The organism is Methylorubrum podarium (assembly GCF_040270385.1).
In the GTDB taxonomy this organism is placed as follows: domain Bacteria; phylum Pseudomonadota; class Alphaproteobacteria; order Rhizobiales; family Beijerinckiaceae; genus Methylobacterium; species Methylobacterium podarium.
This window is the reverse complement of the sequence record NZ_JBELQE010000126.1, coordinates 1-18,469: the sequence shown is the minus strand read 5'-3', so window position 1 is coordinate 18,469 and position 18,469 is coordinate 1. Positions and strand designations below refer to the sequence as shown.

15 protein-coding genes and 1 tRNA gene are annotated in these 18,469 nt (G+C 70.5%); 9 read left to right on the top strand and 7 right to left on the bottom strand.

Going from position 1 to position 18,469, the window contains the following annotated elements; all coding sequences use genetic code 11:
• Positions 1–127: 127 nt before the first annotated feature.
• Together ABS772_RS24080 and ABS772_RS24075 are read right to left on the bottom strand one after the other, a co-directional pair.
• Complete coding sequence (locus ABS772_RS24080; RefSeq protein ID WP_350397214.1) at positions 128–1,285, bottom strand: Gfo/Idh/MocA family protein; 1,158 nt, start codon at positions 1,283–1,285, stop codon at positions 128–130.
• Between the two features lie 144 nt (positions 1,286–1,429).
• On the bottom strand, positions 1,430–1,924 hold the full coding sequence (locus tag ABS772_RS24075) for a YciE/YciF ferroxidase family protein (protein WP_350397213.1): 495 nt from the start codon (positions 1,922–1,924) through the stop codon (positions 1,430–1,432).
• 187 nt (positions 1,925–2,111) lie between these two features.
• Here ABS772_RS24075 and ABS772_RS24070 point away from each other — a divergent pair, with 187 nt between their 5' ends.
• On the top strand, positions 2,112–3,272 hold the full coding sequence (locus ABS772_RS24070; RefSeq protein ID WP_350397212.1) for a glycosyltransferase: 1,161 nt from the start codon (positions 2,112–2,114) through the stop codon (positions 3,270–3,272).
• 115 nt (positions 3,273–3,387) lie between these two features.
• Here the strand turns inward: ABS772_RS24070 and lipB are convergent, their stop codons facing one another.
• Positions 3,388–4,131, bottom strand: coding sequence for a lipoyl(octanoyl) transferase LipB (gene lipB, locus ABS772_RS24065; RefSeq protein WP_238256839.1), 744 nt, complete (start codon positions 4,129–4,131; stop codon positions 3,388–3,390).
• Positions 4,132–4,188: 57 nt separating this feature from the next.
• Here lipB and ABS772_RS24060 point away from each other — a divergent pair, with 57 nt between their 5' ends.
• The 6 genes from ABS772_RS24060 (at position 4,189) to ABS772_RS24035 (ending at position 12,423) form a co-directional block, all read left to right on the top strand.
• Complete coding sequence (locus tag ABS772_RS24060; protein WP_238256838.1) at positions 4,189–4,494, top strand: FliM/FliN family flagellar motor switch protein; 306 nt, start codon at positions 4,189–4,191, stop codon at positions 4,492–4,494.
• 126 nt (positions 4,495–4,620) lie between these two features.
• Positions 4,621–4,705: transfer RNA gene (locus tag ABS772_RS24055), tRNA-Leu, on the top strand.
• A 231-nt stretch (positions 4,706–4,936) separates the two neighbouring features.
• Complete coding sequence (locus ABS772_RS24050; RefSeq protein WP_350397211.1) at positions 4,937–6,370, top strand: NAD-dependent succinate-semialdehyde dehydrogenase; 1,434 nt, start codon at positions 4,937–4,939, stop codon at positions 6,368–6,370.
• 590 nt (positions 6,371–6,960) lie between these two features.
• Entirely contained in the window at positions 6,961–8,337 is a 1,377-nt protein-coding gene (locus ABS772_RS24045; protein WP_350397210.1) for a polyhydroxyalkanoate depolymerase, read from the top strand.
• 163 nt (positions 8,338–8,500) lie between these two features.
• A complete protein-coding gene (locus tag ABS772_RS24040) occupies positions 8,501–11,473 on the top strand; it encodes an FAD-binding and (Fe-S)-binding domain-containing protein (protein WP_350397209.1) in 2,973 nt (990 codons plus the stop codon).
• A 77-nt stretch (positions 11,474–11,550) separates the two neighbouring features.
• Entirely contained in the window at positions 11,551–12,423 is an 873-nt protein-coding gene (locus ABS772_RS24035) for an SDR family oxidoreductase (protein ID WP_350397208.1), read from the top strand.
• A 124-nt stretch (positions 12,424–12,547) separates the two neighbouring features.
• Here the strand turns inward: ABS772_RS24035 and hyi are convergent, their stop codons facing one another.
• A complete protein-coding gene (gene hyi, locus ABS772_RS24030) occupies positions 12,548–13,318 on the bottom strand; it encodes a hydroxypyruvate isomerase (RefSeq protein WP_350397207.1) in 771 nt (256 codons plus the stop codon).
• A 55-nt stretch (positions 13,319–13,373) separates the two neighbouring features.
• Positions 13,374–14,165, bottom strand: coding sequence for a GntR family transcriptional regulator (locus ABS772_RS24025; RefSeq protein ID WP_350397206.1), 792 nt, complete (start codon positions 14,163–14,165; stop codon positions 13,374–13,376).
• 163 nt (positions 14,166–14,328) lie between these two features.
• On the opposite strand from ABS772_RS24025, the gene ABS772_RS24020 reads away from it, so the two are divergent.
• A complete protein-coding gene (locus tag ABS772_RS24020) occupies positions 14,329–15,504 on the top strand; it encodes a pyridoxal-phosphate-dependent aminotransferase family protein (protein WP_350397205.1) in 1,176 nt (391 codons plus the stop codon).
• Between the two features lie 88 nt (positions 15,505–15,592).
• Complete coding sequence (locus ABS772_RS24015) at positions 15,593–16,894, top strand: MFS transporter (protein ID WP_350397203.1); 1,302 nt, start codon at positions 15,593–15,595, stop codon at positions 16,892–16,894.
• Between the two features lie 67 nt (positions 16,895–16,961).
• Here ABS772_RS24015 and ABS772_RS24010 read toward each other — a convergent pair whose 3' ends face one another.
• Together ABS772_RS24010 and ABS772_RS24005 are read right to left on the bottom strand one after the other, a co-directional pair.
• Entirely contained in the window at positions 16,962–17,351 is a 390-nt protein-coding gene (locus ABS772_RS24010; RefSeq protein ID WP_350397202.1) for a hypothetical protein, read from the bottom strand.
• 149 nt (positions 17,352–17,500) lie between these two features.
• Positions 17,501–17,995 (bottom strand): cupredoxin domain-containing protein, encoded by a 495-nt coding sequence (locus ABS772_RS24005; protein ID WP_350397201.1) that lies wholly within the window; start codon positions 17,993–17,995, stop codon positions 17,501–17,503.
• Positions 17,996–18,469 lie beyond the last annotated feature (474 nt).

Here is an 18,469-nt window from a genome sequence, read left to right as displayed (position 1 = left end):
CCGTCATCACGAGGCGGAGCCGAAGTGATCCAGGTCGCGACATTTCCGGAGAGGGCGCGCCCTGGATTGCCACGGCTTCGCCTCGCAATGACGAATGAGAGACCGAAGCGATCAACCGGAAACCGCGTCAGTTCTTCGGCACCTTCTCCTTGCCCTTGCCGGGGTTGGAGGTGTTCACGAGATCCGGCGCGGATTGTGCCGACAGCGTCTGCCGCTGGGCCTCGGTGTCGATGCGGCGCCGGCGCGTGAACGGCTCCAGCGCCACCGGCCCGCGAGTCTCCAGCGCCTTCAGGATGCCCTCGATCACCCGCAGGTCGGCGTAGCCTTCCTCGGCGTCGGGCTCGGGATCGGTGCCGTTCAGGATGCAATCGGAGAAGTACTTCAGCTCGCCGCCGAAATGGTCGGTGTTCTTGAAGCTCTCGTGGCTCTTGCTTTCGCCGAGCGTCACCGTGCGCTCCAGCGGCTTGCCGTACATGTAGGCCGGATTGACCTCGACGCTGCCCTCGGTGCCGACGACGGCGTAGCTGTCGAGGACGTTGCCGTAATAGGACAGCACGAACTGCGCGAGGCGGTTGTTCGGAAAGCGCAGGGTGACGGCGACGGTGTCGTCGAAATCGCCGAGTCCGGCTTCCGGGTGGCGCACGCCGACGGCCGAGACCACCTCGGTCGGCTCGTCGCCGAACAGGTAGCGCACGGCGTTGATCGGGTAGGGGCCCATGTCGAAGATCGGGCCGCCCTCGACGCCGCTCGTCGCCCGGTGGTTCTCGGGCGAGACCATCTGCGTGAAGGTCGAGGTGAAGGTCAGGATCTCGCCGAGTCGACCGGAGCGGATCAGGTCGATCGTGGCCAGCGTCGCCGGCTCGAAATGCAGCCGGTAGGCGACCATCAGCTTGGCCGAAGAGGCGGCCTGCGCCGCCATGATCGCCCGGCATTTCTCGGTCGAGATCTCCAGCGGCTTCTCGACCAGCACGTGGATGCCGGCCTTGAGGGCGGGGATCGCGAACTCGGCGTGGCGCCAGTTCGGGGTCGCGAGGTAGATCGCGTCGATCGTGCCGGAAGCGAGGAGGTCGCCGAACTGCTCGTAGCCGTAGGTTTCGGTGACGCCGTAGCGCTCGCCGACCCGGCGCGCCTTCTCGGGATCGCCGGTGACGAAGGCCGTAACCTCGGAATTGCCGGTATGCGCCACGCCCGGAAGCATGGCCTCCTGCGAGATGTCGCCGAGCGCCACGACGGCGTAGCGGACTTTCTTGCCCGAGGTCAGGCCGAGGGCGGACAGGACGCTCATGCGGGGGTCTCCTTGAACAGCGCGTGGCCGGACGCGGGCGATCGGCCCGCGCCGGTCACGCGGCGCGGGCCGATCGTCGGGATGGCCGGGGAGGCGTGGGGACGTCACGGCGGGCCGGGCGGGGCCGGCCCGCCGGATGAGCGGTCAGGCCGCGGCGCGCTCGACGCTCTCGGCGAGGCGGCTCGCGAATTCGTCGCTCTTGTAGATCTCGGAGACGGCGCTCTTGAGCCGGTTCTCCTGATCGGACTTGCCTAGCGCCTTGGCGTAGGCGGCGGCCGAACCGAAGCCGGCCAGCCCGTAATGCGACATGCGCTGATACTGGGCGATGATCTGCACGTCGCGCAGGCGGCCGTCGCCGGGCGCCTCCTTGATGCCGTGCTTGAGCGCCTCGGCGACGAGGCCCTCCATGCCCTTGCAATGCTCGGGCGAGGTCTGGCCGCCGTTCTCCTCGATCAGGGACTTGAGGGTTCCGGTGTGCTTGGTGATGCCGCCGACGGAATCCTGAAGCATCTGCTTCAGCTTGGGGTCGCTCGCCTGGTCGCTGAGCTGCTGCACGGCGCGGGCCATCTGGTCGTTGGCCGACCAGAGGTCCTTCATCTCGTCGAGATAGACGTCCTTGAGGCTGCCGGGTGCCGACATGAGGGCTCCTTGGAGGATCTGACGGGTTGCGGGTTGCCCGGGAAACCGGGGGCGGCGGACCCTGTTCCGCCGTGCGGGACCATCAGCCGCGGTTCATCAAGCGTGGCGTAAACCGACGCGCGAGGTGTCGGACGGGCCGGAATCCGGTCCGTTCGGCGCCCCTCTTCGGCCTTTCCGGAGCCCGTCCGTGCCGCCCGTTTCCCCGATCCAGCCGACCCTCGACACCGTCATCGCCATCCCCGTGCGCAACGAGGCCGAGCGGATCGCCCGCTGCCTCGGGGCGATCGACGGGCAGGCCGGCCTCGCGCCGGGGCGGCTCGGGCTCGTGCTGTTCCTCAACAACTGCACCGACGACACGGCCGGGATCGTGGCCGACCTCGTGCCGCGGATGTCGATCCCCGTCCGGGTGATCGAGCGCGTCCATCCGGGCGCGCATGCGGGCTGGGCGCGCCGCGCGGCGATGGACGCGGCGGAGGCGTGGCTTCAGGAGGTGGGGACGGCCGAAGCGGCCACGCTCCTGACGAGCGACGCCGACAGCATCGTGCCGCCGGACTGGGTCGTGGCCAACCTCGCGGCCCTGGAGGCGGGCGCCGACGCGGTCGCCGGCCGGGTCGAGCTGATTCCGGAGGAGGCGGCCCTGCTGCCGCCGTCGCTCCCCGCCCGCGGCCGGCTGGAGGACACATACGACGCGCTCATCACCGAGATGGAGGCGCGCATCGATCCCGATCCGCACGATCCCTGGCCCTGCCACCGCACTACCATCGGCGCCTCGCTCGCCGTGCGGCTTTCCGCCTATCGCGCCGTCGGCGGCATGCCGGAGATCCCGCTCGGCGAGGACGGCGCCTTCGTCGGCGCCCTGCTGCAGCGGGGCTTCCGCGTGCGCCATGACCGGGCGGTGCGGGTGCTGATCTCCGCCCGCCTCACCGGCCGCGCGGCCGGCGGCGTCGCCGACACGATCCGCTCCCGGTGCGAGGAGCCCGACGCCCTGTGCGACGCCCGGATGGAGGCCGTTCCGCGGGCGCTCCACCGCTACGCCTGGCGGGCGCGGCTGCGCCGTCTCCACACCGAGAGCCGGCTCGGCCGCGACCTCGCCTGGGCGCGTCGGCTCGGCATCCCCGAGGCGGAAGCCCGCCGCATCGCCGCCCTGCCGCGGGTCGGCGAGATCGTCGCGGCGGTGGACCGCGCCAGCCCGCGCCTCGCCTACCGCCCGCTGATGCCGCGGCAGCTTCCCGGCCAGATCCGGCTCGCCCGCCTCGTCCTGCCGCTGCTGCGCGGCGTGCTGCGCCTGCGCCGGACCGCGCCGTCGGTGCCGCTCGCGGTCACGCCGACGGCGACCGCCGACGCGTAAGTTCCCGGGATCCCAAAGGGGTCACCCCTTTGGCGGGGTGCCGGGGCAGAGCCCCGGCCTATGACCAGGGCTCCGCCCTGGACCCGCGAAAGGGCTCGCCCTTTCGAAACCCGGATCAGGCCTCGTCGCGCGTGGCGCCGAAGATCGGCTCGAAGGCGGCGCGCAGCGCCATGTCCACCTCGGGCAGGCTGACGATGCGGCCGAGATCGGCCAGGCTCGTGACCCCATGCTCGCGCACGCCGCAGGGCACGATGCCGGAGAAGTGGGAGAGGTCCGGCTCGACGTTGAGGCTGATGCCGTGCAGGCTCACCCAGCGCCGCACGCGGATGCCGATCGCCGCGATCTTGTCCTCGACGCAGACACCGTTCACTTGGCCCTTGTCCGGCCGCCGCACCCAGACCCCGACCCGGTCCTCGCGGCGCTCGGCCCGCACGGTGAAGGCGTCGAGCGTCGCGATCAGCCACGCCTCCAGGCTCGCCACGTAGGCCCGCAGATCCGGCCGGCGCCGGTTGAGGTCGAGCATCACGTAGGCGATGCGCTGGCCCGGCCCGTGATAGGTGTACTGCCCGCCCCGGCCCGTGCGGTGGACGGGGAAGCGCTCCGGCTCGACGAGGTCGGCGGCCTTGGCCGAGGTGCCCGCCGTGTAGAGCGGCGGATGCTCCAGGAGCCAGACCAGTTCGTCGGCCTCGCCCCGGGCGATCGCGGCGGCGCGCGCCTCCATCTCGGCCTCCGCCGCCTCGTAGCCGACGAGGGCATCGGTCACGCGCCAGGCCACCGGCGGGGCGCCCGCGCGCGGCAGGAATGTCGCGGGTGCGATCGAAAGTCGGGAAGCGGCCGCCGTGAAGGAATTGTTTACCAAGACTTCACCCTTGCATGCGGAAGGTTTTCCGAACGTTGAGAAAGGGAGCATCCGCACGTGGCGGTCCTGGACGAATTGCAGGTCGATCTCAAGGTCGTGCTGGGCCGCAGCCACATGCCGCTGCACATGCTGCTGCGCATGGGCCGCGGCGCGGTGATCGAGCTGGAAGCCACCGAGACCGACATGGTCGAGATCCTGGCCAACGACCACCCGATCGCCCGCGGGCAGATCGTGGTGACCGGCAACCGCATCTCCGTCGAGGTGACCGAGCTGATCCGCAAGGCCGAGGTGGTGCGCACCCCCGGCGTGACGATCGGCGAGGGCGCCGTGCCGATCCTCGACGACGGCGATATGGGGCTCTGATCCGGTTTCCGAGGCGGCAAAACGCGAAGACGCGAATCCGGCGCTTGTGCCCGCCCCGGGCATCTGTTATCCGCTGCGCCGCCCACACAAGACACCGGCCGCTGACGAAGCGGCCTGGCGGCAAGGGCGGCCATGGCGGAATTGGTAGACGCGCTAGCTTGAGGTGCTAGTCCCGCGAGGGGTGGAGGTTCGAGTCCTCTTGGCCGCACCAAACTCTTTCCTGTTTTGAAGCAAAGAGTTGGTGCCTTTTTAGCGATCGATGATTGATCGCCTTCAGACAACGATCTCACACATGATGACGCGGTGCCGGGGCAGCGGGTCTCCGCGCCGCGAAGCCGCACTCGTACGGATCCCGCCGTTGCTCGGCTGGCCTGCGTACCGATCGTGCCAGCATGGGCGCACAGCGCCTATATGAGAGCCGTCCCTTCCACGGAGATGGCTCATGGACCTCGACGTTTCGCTCCACATTGCCGGCCGGTGGCGCTCGGGAAGCGGCGGCGAGACCCTGTCGATCCTCAACCCCGCCACCGGTGAGCCGGTCGGGCGCGTCGCGGTGGCGACGCAAGCCGATCTCGACGAGGCGCTTGCAGCGGCCGAGCGCGGCTTTTCCGCCTGGCGGCGGGTCTCCGCCTTCGACCGGTCCAAGGTGCTGCGCCGGGCCGCGGCGCTGATGCGCGAGCGCGCGGAGACGATCGCCCGCACCATGACCGTCGAACAGGGCAAGCCGCTCGCCGAGTCGCGCATCGAGACGGGGGTCGCCGCCGACATCATCGAGTGGTTCGCGGAAGAGGGGCGGCGCGCCTATGGCCGGGTCATTCCCGCCCGGGCCGAGGGCGTGCTGCAGATCGTCACCCGCGAGCCCGTCGGCCCCGTGGCGGCCTTCACGCCGTGGAATTTTCCGATCAACCAGGCGGTGCGAAAGCTCTCGGCGGCGCTCTGCACCGGCTGTCCCGTCATCCTCAAGGGCCCGGAGGACACCCCGGCCTCCTGCGCCGAACTGGTGCGCGCCTTCCTCGACGCGGGCGTGCCGGGCGATGCGCTGGCCCTCGTCTACGGCGATCCAGCCGAAATCTCCGGCTATCTCATCCCGCATCCGGTGATCCGCAAGATCACCTTCACTGGCTCGACCGCGGTCGGCAAGCAGCTCGCGGCGCTCGCGGGCCAGCACATGAAGCGGGCGACGATGGAGCTCGGCGGCCACGCCCCGGCGATCGTGTTCGACGACGCCGACATCGACACCGCCGTGCGGGTGCTCTCCGCCAACAAGTACCGCAATGCCGGTCAGGTCTGCGTCGCTCCGACCCGCTTCCTCGTGCAGGACAGCGTCTACGACCGCTTCGTCGACGGCTTCGTCGCGGCCTCGAAGGCACTCAAAGTCGGCGACGGCCTCGATCCCGAGACGCAGATGGGCCCCCTCGTCCACGGCCGCCGGGTCGAGGCGATGGAGGCGTTCGTGGCCGACGCCGAGGCCAAGGGTGCGCGGCTGCTCACCGGCGGCAGCCGCATCGGCAATCGCGGCCACTTCTTCGAGCCCACCGTCTTCGCCGACGTGCCGTACGAGGCCCGGATCATGAACGAGGAGCCGTTCGGGCCGATCGCCGCGATCCGGCGCTTCGCGGAGGACGAGGAGGCGCTGACCGAGGCCAACCGCCTGCCCTACGGGCTCGCGGCCTACGCCTATACCCGCTCCGCCGCCCGCGCGAACCGGGTCGGGGCGGGCGTCGAGGCCGGCATGATCTCGATCAACCATCACGGCATCGCGCTGCCCGAGACGCCCTTCGGCGGCGTCAAGGATTCCGGCTACGGCAGCGAGGGCGGCTCGGAGGCGATCGAGGCCTATCTCACGACGAAGTTCGTGACGCAGGCCAACGGCTGAGACGTCTTCTGCTGGATCGCTTCGGTGTCTCCGCCGTCATTGCTGTGGATGTTCAGCAATTCGCTGATTTCCCGGCCTTCTTGATCGATGCCCTAATCCCATCATTCCGGGGCTCGCCGTAGGCGAGAACCCGGAATCCACCCGAGATGCCGAACGTTTTGACAGGCGGGCGTGCCCAGTCGTGGATTCCGGGTTCCGCTGCGCGGCCCCGGAATGACGGCGGTGGTGACGACGTTCGCGGCGACCGCCCAGTCACGCGTGTTCGCAGCACCGACAGCAGCGGACCACGATCAGCGAATTGCTGAACATCCACAATTCGAGGCGGAGCCGAGGCAATCGAGGGCGCGACCTCTTCGGCAGGACGGTCCGCTCGGTCGCGTACGCGCCCGCGATGGGCGCTCCCAGTCGAAACGTGCGAGCGCAGCGGACCTCCCCCCTGTTTTGACTGCGTTTTCTGAAGCTCGGCCGGCGCCGTCAACAGGAGGATCTTGTAAAAACGAAACCTTTTCTCAGCACGGCGAGTTGCACACTCCACCAACGCAAGAAAAGGACAGCTTGGGTCAAGCGAGCTGCTCCAGGAAAGCGCTCGCATGCTGTACCCTCTATACGAGGCTGGCCATCTCATGCTCGCACCGATGCGCCTGGCGGCGGAGGTCACCCGGCTTGCCTGCGAGAATCCGTTCAATCCCCTTGCCTACGCCCCCCAGAGCCGCACCGTGGCCGCCGGCTGCGAGATGTTCGAGCGCGCCACCCGCGTCTACGCCAAGCCGGCCTTCGGACTCGGCGTGCCGGAGCGGATCGTCTGGGAGCGCCCGTTCTGCCGCGTCATCGCGTTCGGCGAGCCGTCCGGGGCGCTGGCGGCGAAGCCGAAGCTCCTGATCGTCGCGCCGATGTCGGGCCACTACGCCACGCTGCTGCGCGGCACCGTCGAGGCCTTCCTCGACAGCCATCAGGTCTTCATCACCGATTGGACCGATGCCCGGCAGGTGCCGGTCGCCGCCGGCCGGTTCGGCCTCAATGATTACATCGACACCTGCATCGCCCTGTTCGCGGCGCTGGGACCGGACCTGCACGTCGCGGCCGTGTGCCAGCCCTCGGTGCCGGTGCTCGCGGCCATCGCCCGCATGGAGGCGCAGGAGCACCCGCTCGTGCCGCGCTCGGCGGTGCTGATGGGCGGTCCGGTCGATACCCGCCGCTCGCCCACCGCCGTCAACGCGCTGGCGCAGGAGAAGGGCTTTTCCTGGTTCGAGCGGCACTGCATCCACACCGTGCCGCCGGGCTATCCCGGCGTCGGACGCGCGGTCTATCCGGGCTTCCTGCAGCTGGCCGGCTTCATGGGGATGAACCTCGAGCGACACAGGGACGCCCACCACGCGATGTTCGACCATCTCGTGCGCGGCGACGGCGACTCCGCCGCCCGCCACCGGGCCTTCTACGACGAGTATCTCGCCGTCATGGACCTGACCGCCGAGTTCTACCTGGAGACGATCGAGAGCGTCTTCGTGAATCACGACCTGCCCCGCGGCACCCTGCGCCACCACGGCGAGCCGGTCGATCTCGGCGCGATCCGCCGCTGCCACCTGATGGCGATCGAGGGGGAGAAGGACGACATCACCGGCCTCGGCCAGACCAGGGCCGCGCTCGACCTCACGGTGAACCTGCCCGAGGCGGCCAAGGCCTACCACATGCAGCCGGGTGCCGGGCATTACGGCATCTTCAACGGCTCGCGCTTCCGCCAGGACATCGTGCCGCTGATGCGCGGCTTCATGGAGCGCAGCCTGCGGCCCGTCGCGCCGCGTCCGGCCCCCGTGGTGCCGGCGCCGGAGCCGCACCCGATCCTCCTGCGCCGCGGCCCGGCCGCGCAGGCTGCGGCCGCGGCACCCGAGCGTCCGATCGTGTTGCCGGTGCCCGTCCTGGCGGAGCGGCACCGCGCGCCGGAATCGATCCCGCAGCGGATCGCCCTGTAGTCCGCAGGACACCCGCTCAGGCGAGGCGGCTGCCGGTCCCATCGGCGGCCGCTTTTCCGTCCCCCCGCGACCTCGTCGCGTTTGACCCGCCCTTTCCGGAGAATTATGAATTCAAAAACGCCGGGCGCCGATCCAGGGTGAGGCGAGGGGAGGGAGGTTCCACTTGAGCGCGAGCGCGAAACCGGCCGAGGCGGCTCCCGAAGCGCCGGCTCCCAGCGCGCGGGCAAAGGCCCGCAACGATGCCGGGCTGCCGCGCAAGCTCGCGGAGGTGCTGCAGGGCGAGGCCCGCTTCGACACCTTCACCCGCGGGCGCTACGCCACGGACGCCTCGATCTACCAGATCATGCCGGCGGGCGTCGTCTTCCCGAAGAGCGCCGCCGACATCGCCGCGACGCTGAAGGTGGCGGCGCAGTTCGATGTCCCCGTGATCCTGCGCGGCGGCGGCACCTCGCAGAACGGCCAGCCGATCGGCGCCGGCCTCGTGGTCGATTGCTCGCGCCACTTCAACGGCGTCCTCGCCTACGACGCGGAGGCCGGCACGGTCACCGTCGAGCCCGGCCACGTGCTGGAGCGCCTCAACGCCCGGCTGAAGGCCGACGGCTGGTTCTTCCCCGTGGAGCCCTCCACCGCGACCCGCTGCACCATCGGCGGCATGGCCGGCAACAATTCCTGCGGCGCCCGCTCGCTGCGCTACGGCAAGATGAGCGACAACGTGCTCGCCATGGAGGCGCTGTTCCACGACGGCGCCGCCTTCGGCTTCGGGCTGACCGGCAACGAGGCGAGCGCGGTCACCGGCGGCGCGCGGGCGGACGACCTCGCCCGGCGCATGCTCGCCCTGGCCGCTGAGAACCGCGACGAGATCGAGAAGATGTACCCGCGGGTGCAGCGGCGGGTCGGCGGCTACAACCTCGATTCGCTGATCGAGCCGCGCCCGAACCTCGCCCATCTCCTCGTCGGCTCGGAGGGGACGCTCGCCGCCACCACCTCGGTGACGCTCAAGCTCTCGCGCCTGCCGACCCACCGGGTCATGGGCGTGTGCCACTTCCCCTCGTTCCGCGCGGCGATGGAGACGACGCAGCACATCGTCGCCCTCGACCCGGTGGCGGTGGAGCTCGTCGACAACAACGTGCTGGTACTTGGCGCCGACATCCCGCTGTTCCGCACGACGCTCGCCGACATCACCAGGGGCCAGCCCAACTGCCTGCTGCTCGCCGAGTTCGCCGGCGACGATCTTTCCGCGCTCAAGCGCGACCTGAAGCGCCTCGACCAGTGCATGGCCGATCACGGCTTCGCCGACGCCGTGGTCGAGGTGGTGGAGCCCAACCGCCAGAAGGCGGTCTGGGAAGTGCGCGAGGCCTGCCTCAACATCATGATGTCGATGAAGGGAGACGCCAAGCCCGTCTCCTTCATCGAGGACTGCGCCGTCCCCCTCGACCATCTGGCCGACTACACCGACGCGGTCACCGAGGTGTTCACCAAGCACGGCACCCGCGGCACGTGGTACGCCCACGCCTCCGTCGGCTGCCTGCACGTGCGTCCGATCCTCAACATGAAGGAGGGCGGCGACGTGAAAAAGATGCGCGCCATCGCCGAGGAGACGGCGGAGCTGGTGCGCCGCCACAAGGGCTCCTACTCGGGCGAGCACGGCGACGGCATCTCGCGCTCCGAATTCGTCGAGCCGCTGTTCGGCGCGAAGCTCACCCGCGCTTTCGAGACGGTGAAGGACGGCTTCGATCCCGACAACCGCCTGAACCCGAACAAGATCGTCCGCCCGCTGAAGATGGACGACCGTTCCCTGATGCGCTTCTCGCCGGATTACGCCGTGAGCGCCCCGCAGAAGACCGCGCTGGACTGGTCGGACTGGGGCGGGTTCGGCCCCGCGGTCGAGATGTGCAACAACAACGGCACCTGCCGGAAGCTCGCCGGGGGCGCGATGTGCCCCTCCTATCGCGCCACCCGCGACGAGCAGCACCTCACCCGCGGCCGCGCCAACTCCTTGCGCCTCGCGATCTCGGGCCAGCTCGGGGACGACGCGTTCCTGTCACCTGAGATGAAGCGCACGATGGACCTGTGCGTGTCGTGCAAGGCCTGCCGCCGGGAATGCCCGACCGGCGTCGACATGGCCAAGATGAAGGTCGAGTTCCTGCACCACTACCACGCCCGGCACGGCCTGCCGCTGAAGGAGCGGCTGGTCGCCGAGATGCCGCGCTATGCCGGCGTCGCCGCCGCCCTGGCGCCGCTGCTCAACCTGCGCAACCGCTACCCCGCGCTCGCCCGGTTCGGCGAGAGCTGGGCCGGCTTCTCCGCCCGCCGCTCGCTGCCCGAGTGGCGCCGGCCCTGGCGCGAGACCGGCGAGGTCGCCCACCCGGAGGACGTGAGCGGCGACTTCCGCGATCTCGTCCTGTTCGGCGACACCTTCAACCGCGCTTTCGAGCGCGAGAACCTCGAGGCCGCCGAGCGGGTGCTGCGGGCGGCCGGCTACCGCCTGCACCGCGTCGTCGCGCACAAGGGCCGCCGCCCGCTCTGCTGCGGCCGCACCTACCTCGCCTCCGGCCAGACCGACCGGGCGCGCGAGGAGGCCCGGCGCACCCTCGACACGCTCCTGCCGTTCGTGCGGGCCGGCGCCCGGGTGGTGGGCCTTGAGCCCTCCTGCCTCTTCACCTTCCGCGACGAGTTTCTGTCGTTGCTGCCGCGCGAGGAGGCGGGGGAACTCGCGAGCAAGGCATTCCTCTTCGAAGAGCTTCTCGCCGCCGACCTCGCCGCGGGCCGCATCAGCCTGCCGCTCGCCGATCAGGGCGGCCGGGTCGCCCACCTGCACGGCCACTGCCACCAGAAGAGTTTCGGGGCGATGGGCGCCGTCGAGACGGTGCTGCGCGCCGTGCCGGGGCTCGATGTGCGCGTCATCGAATCGAGCTGCTGCGGCATGGCCGGCGCCTTCGGCTACGGGCGGGACACCATCGACGTCTCCTTCGCCATGGCCGAGCTGTCGCTGTTCCCGGCTTTGCGCAAGGCGGGCGCCGACGACCTCGTGGTCGCCGACGGCACCAGCTGCCGCCACCAGATCCACGACGGTCTCGGGCGCGACGCCCTCCACGTCGCCCGCGTGCTCGACGCGACCCTCGTGCCGGCGCGCTGACCGCGGCCCAGGGTCGCCGCGTCGGAACGGCGCCCCTCGCACCCGGTTGTCGCGGCAATCCCCGAGAAGGAGCCGTGATGACCGATCCGCTGACGAAGTACCCGCGCCCGCCCTTCGAGACGCCGGCCCAGAGCTTTCCCGGCCAAACGGCCAGGATGGCGCCGGAGCCCGATCACGGCGAGGAGAGCTACAAGGGCTCGGGCCGGCTCGCCGGCAAGGCCGCCCTGGTGACGGGCGGCGACAGCGGCATCGGCCGGGCGGTCGCCATCGCCTATGCCCGCGAGGGCGCGGACGTGGCGATCTCCTACCTGCCCGACGAGCAGAAGGATGCCGAGACCGTCGGCAACTGGATCGAGCGGGCGGGCCGCCGCGCCCTGCTGCTCCCCGGCGACATCAAGGACGCGGCCTATGCCCGCGAGATCGTCGAGCGCACCGCCCGCGAATTCGGCCGGCTCGACATCCTGGTGAACAACGCCGCCTTCCAGCAGCCGAACCAGGGGGTCGCCGACATCGACGACGCCATCTTCGAAAAACACTTCCAGACCAACATCTTCGGCCCGTTCTACGCCACCAAGGCGGCGCTGGCGCATCTCAAGCCCGGCGCCTCGGTGATCTTCACCTCCTCGGTCAATTCCAAGCACCCGGTGCCGACCCTGTTCGCCTACAGCGCCACCAAGGGCGCGCTCAGCAACATGGTGCTCGGCCTCGCCCAGCTCCTCGCCGAGACCGGCATCCGCGTGAACGGCGTGCTGCCCGGTCCGATCTGGACCCCGTTCATCCCCGCCGGGATGAGCGAGGATGCGGTGAAGACCTTCGGAAGCCAGGTGCCGTTCAACCGCCCGGGACAGCCGGCGGAACTCGCCTCGGCCTACGTCATGCTGGCGGCGGAGGAGAGCAGCTACACCTCCGGCGCCCTCATCACCGTCGCGGGCGGCATGCCGATCTTCTGAAGAAGCAGGTTTCGAAAGGACGAGTCCTTTCGCGGGTCCAGGGCAGAGCCCTGGAAGAAGGCCGGGGCGCTGCCCCGGCGCCCCGCCAAAGGGCTAGCCCTTTGGGAACCCGGAACTTTCAGCGCTAGGACGCCATCCAGCCGAGGCCCGCCTCGGTGCCGGACGCGGGCAGGTATTCGCAGCCGATGAAGCCGTCGTAGCCGAGGCGGTCGAGGGCCGCGAAGGCGGCGGGAAAATCGATGGTGCCGGTGCCGGGCTCGTGGCGGCCGGGGGCGTCGGCGATCTGGACATGGGCGATGCGGTCGCGGTGGGCGGCGAGACTCTCCGCCAGATCCTCGCCCATCATCGCCATGTGGTAGAGGTCGGCCTGGATGAAGAGGTTGTCGGACCCGACCGACTCGATCACCGCGGCTGCCTCAGTGAGGCGGTTCAGGAAGAAGCCCGGCATGTCGCGGTCGTTGATCGGCTCGATCAGCAGGCGGATGCCCGCCTCGCCCAGCGCGTCGGCGGCGTAGGCGAGGTTTTCGGAGAGCGTCGCGCGCAGGCGTGCCCGCTCGGCGCCCGGCGGCGCGAGGCCGGCGAGGCAGTTGATCTGCCGGCAGCCGAGCGCCCCGGCATAGTCGATCGCCCGTGCGACGCCGTCGCGGAACGCGGCGATCCGTTCAGGGAAGATGGCGATGCCGCGCTCGCCCGCAGCCCAGTCGCCGGGGGGCAGGTTGTGCAGCACGAGCGGCAGGCCGGCCTCGGCGCGGCGCGCGGCGAGCGTCTCCTTCGGCTCGGCATAGGGGAACTGCATCTCGCACGCCGCGAACCCGGCGGCGCGGGCCGCCGCGAACCGGTCGAGCAGCGGCAGCTCCGTGAACAGCAGGCTCAGATTGGCGGCAAAGCGTGGCATGAACGGGCCGCTCGGTCGTGCAAAATGCATTCAAAAATGATGGAAAGTTCGCGCGTCAGGCGCTCTCACCGACCTCGATCACGCTCTGGGCCGGTGCCGCGGCCTCGCGGTCGGCGGCGGCCTTCCGCTTGTTGCGCAGGTGTCGGAACAGGATGTCGCTGAGTTCCGCCCCGGCGCGGCGGCGCAGGGCGTCGAGCATCTCCTCGTGCTCGCGCATCGCCTCGCCCCAGCGGTCGCGGTTGGCGTCGAGATTGGCCGAGTAGCGCGCCCGCCGCAGCCGCCCCGCGAAGCTCGTGTAGGTGGCGCTCAGGGGCGCGTTGTCCGCGGCCTGGACGATCCGGTCGTGGATCGCCTGGTTGCAGGCGAAGTAGCCGTGCAGGTCGCGCCGCAGGTAGTGGCCGTACATCTCGTGGTGCAGCCGCTCGATCGCCGCGTAGGCCTCCTCCGTGATGCGCTCGCAGGCGAGCCGTCCGGCCAGGGCCTCCAGGCCGCCCATCACGTCGAACAGCTCGACGATCTCCCGCTCGCCGATTCGGCGGACCCGCGCGCCGCGATTCGGCAGCAGGTCGATCAGCCCCTCCGAAGCCAGGACCTTCAGCGCCTCCCGCAGGGGCGTGCGCGAGATGCCGAAGCGCTCGCACAGGAGACGTTCGGGCACGCGGGCGCCGGGGGCTAGGTTGCCCTCGACGATGAAGTCGCGCAGCCGCGCCAGCACCTCGTCGTGGAGGGAATGCACGAGGTTTTCCCGGGGCCGCGCGGGCAGCTTGGCCGGCGCCGCGACGGGCAGCTCGGCGGGGAGGGGGATCGGGCCGTCCGTGCCCTCCGAGTCAGGTCCGTCGAGTGTCATGGCGGAAGTCATCAGGGATTGGTAGCAGCGGGTCCGATCGCCGTCGATGGGTGGAATGAAGGCATGATACTTCTTGTCTCCGCTCAAAATGAATGCAAACCTGGGGGATGAAAAGACCGGGTGCGACGTGGAACGCCCGGCATTCGGCTGAACGGGAGGAACCATGACGAGCCGCACCGGACGACATTTCCTGCATATTCCGGGTCCGAGCCCGGTGCCGGAGCGCGTGCTGCGCGCCATGGACCGGCAGGTGATCGACCACCGCGGGCCGGAATTCGGCGTGCTCGGCCGCGAGGTGCTGGAGGGCTGCCGCACGATCTTCCGCACCGAGGGACCGGTGGTGATCTATCCCGGCTCCGGCACCGGGGCCTGGGAGGCGACGATCGTCAACACGCTCTCCTCCGGCGACCGGGTGTTGATGTTCGAGACCGGCCACTTCGCCACCCTGTGGCGTCAGATGGCGGCGCGCTGGGGCATCGAGGTCGAGTTCGTGCCCGGCGACTGGCGCCACGGCGTCGATCCGGCCCTGGTCGAGGCCAAGCTCGCGGAGGATCGCGGCCACAGCTTCAAGGCGGTGATGGTGGTCCACAACGAGACCTCCACCGGCGTGACGAGCCGCATTCCGGCGATCCGCAAGGCGATCGACGCGGCCGGGCACCCGGCCCTGCTCCTGGTCGACACCATCTCCTCGCTGGGCTCGGTCGATTACCGCCACGACGAGTGGGGCGTCGACGTCACCGTCAGCGGCTCGCAAAAAGGGCTGATGCTGCCGCCGGGCCTCGGCTTCACCGCGATCTCGGACAAGGCGCGGGCGGCGGGCAAGTCCAACAACCTGCCCCGGTCCTACTGGGACTGGGAGGAGATGCTGAAGCCCAACGCCACGGGCTACTTCCCCTACACGCCGGCCACCAACCTGCTCTACGGCCTGCGCGAGGCCGTGGCGATGATGCTGGAGGAGGGGCTCGACAACGTCTTCGCCCGCCACCAGCGGCTCGCCGCCGCGACCCGCGCCGCGGTCGAGGCCTGGGGCCTCGAAGTGCTGTGCCAGAACCCGGACGAGTACTCGCCGGTGCTGACCGCGGTGATGATGCCCGAGGGCAAGGGCGCGGACGCCTTCCGCGCGGTGGTGCTGGAAAAGTTCGACATGTCGCTCGGCGCCGGCCTGTCGAAGCTCTCCGACAAGATCTTCCGCATCGGCCATCTCGGCGAGACCAACGACCTGACCCTGATGGGGGCCCTCTCCGGCGTCGAGATGGGCCTCGCGGCGGCCGGCGTGCCGCACCAGCGCGGCGGCGTGCTCGCCGCCATGGCGAGCCTGCGCGCCGGCCTCGACGGCTGATCCGCCTCACGACGCCCACGCCCCGGGCCAGCCCGCGCATCGGACGCGGGGGCCCGGGGTGCTTGCCATTGAACTGGAGGAAGCTCCGATGATCACGATCCCACGCCGCGTGACGGCGCCGGGCATGGTGCTGTTCCTGCTCTGCCTGATGTACTTCATCACCTATGTCGACCGGGTCAACGTCGGCACCGCCGGCCCGGCGATCAAGGGTGAGCTCGGCCTCACCAACACCGAGCTCGGCCTCGTCTTCTCCGCCTTCGCCTACCCCTACGCGGTGTTCCAGATCGTCGGCGGCGCGATGGCCGACAAGTGGGGCGCGCGGCGCACCCTGTTGATCTGCGGCCTGATCTGGGCGGCGGCGACGGTGGCGACCGGCTTCGTCGGCGGCGTGGTCTCGCTGTTCCTGGCCCGCTTCGCCCTGGGCTTCGGCGAGGGCGCCACCTTCCCCACCGCGACCCGCGCCATGCAGTCCTGGGTGGCCAAGGACCAGCGCGGCTTCGCGCAGGGCATCACCCACTCGTTCGCCCGCTTCGGCAACGCGATCACGCCGCCGCTCGTCGTGCTGATGATGGCCTATGTCGGCTGGCGCGGCGCCTTCGTCGTCCTCGGCATCGTCAGCTTCGCCTGGGTGCTGGTCTGGGCGTTCTACTACCGGGACGACCCGCGCGAGCATAAGAGCATCACGAACGAGGATCTGGAGCGCCTGGCGATCCACGACCGGACGGCCAAGCCCGCCGCCAAGCCGCCGGTGCCGTGGCGCCGCCTGATCCCGCGCATGGCGCCCGTGACGCTGACCTATTTCTGCTACGGCTGGTCGCTGTGGCTCTACCTCAACTGGCTGCCCTCGTTCTTTAAGGACGGCTACGGCCTCGACATCAAGAACTCGGCCCTGTTCGCCTCGGGCGTGTTCTTCGCCGGCGTCGTCGGCGACACGCTGGGCGGCGTGATGTCCGACCGCATCCTGAAGAAGACCGGCGACCTGCAGAAGGCCCGCCGCAACGTGATCTCCCTCGGCATGCTGGGCGCCGCCGCCTGCCTCGCGGGGGTGTTCTTCACCAAGGACCTGACCCTGGTGGCGCTGATGCTCAGCGGCGGCTTCTTCTTCCTCGAACTGGTGATCGGGCCGATCTGGTCGGTGCCGATGGACATCGCCCCGCAATATGCCGGCACCGCGAGCGGGTTGATGAATTTCGGCTCGGCCTTCGCCGCGATCGTCTCGCCGCTCACCTTCGGCCTGATCGTGGATCTCACCGGCAACTGGATCCTGCCGTTCGCCGGCTCGATCGGGCTGCTGCTCCTCGGCGCGGGGCTCGCCTTCACCATGCATCCCGAGCGCCCGTTCGAGGACGAGCCGGCCCCCCTGGCACCGCGGGCGGTGCCGGCGGAGTAGAACCCGGCCCCGTCGCCGCCGCCGCGTCGCCGCCGTCGCGTCGCCGTCATGGCGGCGACGGCTGCGGTCAGGGCGCGGGGAAGCGGCGCTGGAGGTCGGCCAGCATCTCCACCGCCTCGTTCGAGAGGCCCGATTCCCGCACGGCCTTGAGGCTGCGATCCTCAGGGCCCGGCGCGCCGGCCGGCTCGAACTGGCGGCGGTGGGCCTGATCGAGGATGTCGGCGATCCGGTCGCCGACCGCCATGGCGATGGCGGTCGAATCCGGCCCCTCCGAGCGGTGGGCGTGCATGCGCTGGAGCGCGTCGGCGATCTGCCGCTCGAAGGCCTGGAACAGCGCCTCGGCGGCCAGCGGGTTCATCCGCATCAGGGCGCCGGCGGCCGCGCAATAGGTCTCTTTCAGCATGTACAGGGTCAGGCGGTCGATGGCCTGCTCGTCGTCGTCCCCCGGCTTGGCCATGCGCCCTCTATCTCGCATCCACTGGTCCGATCCCCTGCCCGCCGCCGAGACGCAGCGACCGGGAATCGCCCCCTCCCTTAACGGATGGGGGAGGGGACCTGCCATGCCTTATCGCCCGCAGGGCCGGCTCGGTCCTGCGGGCGGCGGCCTCAGCCCGCGGGCGGGGTCAGGATGACCTTGCCCTCGAACGGGTTGCTGCGGCTGTTGGCGCCGGTGCAGGCGAAGGGCTTCTCGCCGGCCGCGAGCGTGCGCAGGCGCAGCTGCCCCCGGCCCTCCCGCTTGACCGTGTAGCCCTTCTCGCTCGCCACGTGGGCGAGATCGCCGTCGGCGTGCAGCACGCGGCCGTTCTCGAACTGGCCCGGCATGGTGATCGTCACCGGCTGGTCGGCCCGGCTCACCACGTTGAGCGCCACGTTGGTGTCGGCCGGAAGGCGCAGCTCCGCCGGCTGGCAGACAGGATGACCGTCGCGCATCTCGACGGTCAGCTCGACCGGCGGCATCACCTCGCTCGCGGGCGGCGGCAGCGGCTTCCCCTGCCCCTGGGCGACGGCCGGCAGGGCGAGGCACAGGGCAAGGCTCGCGGCAAGGCCGGCCGCAGCGGCGGGCAGGGCGGCCGGGATGCGGCGGGTCGGGTGTCGGGGCATGCACGGATCCTTCGCGGTGGGTCCACGGCACCCTTCGCGACGACGATCCGCCCCCGGGCCGACGCGGCCCGAGCGATGCGGCCGCGCGGGGGCGCCGGTTCGTCCAGGGAAGAGGCGGCACCACGGCCCTGTTCCGGTCCGCGACGCCCCGCCGCGCGACGGGCGCATCGATCGGCGGTCGAGCGCCGGCCGATCGCATTCGGTGAAAAGGTTCGATGCCGCCCAGGCCCCGGTCTCGCGGGCCCTCCGCTCCGGCGGGCCCGGGGCCGCCCGTTCGAGGGCGGCGCGGGGCGGGCGTCCCCGCCGTCCAAGCTGGGACGGCGGGGGGCGTCGTTCGCACGACTGAGCCGATACGCAACCTGGCTCCCCCGTAGAATGACCGCGACCGGTTAGCCGACGGTCAATGCCGGAAACGGGCCGCGTGCCGGAACGGGACCGTGTCACGCCTCCGGCGCGGCGGGCGGGGGCACGAGC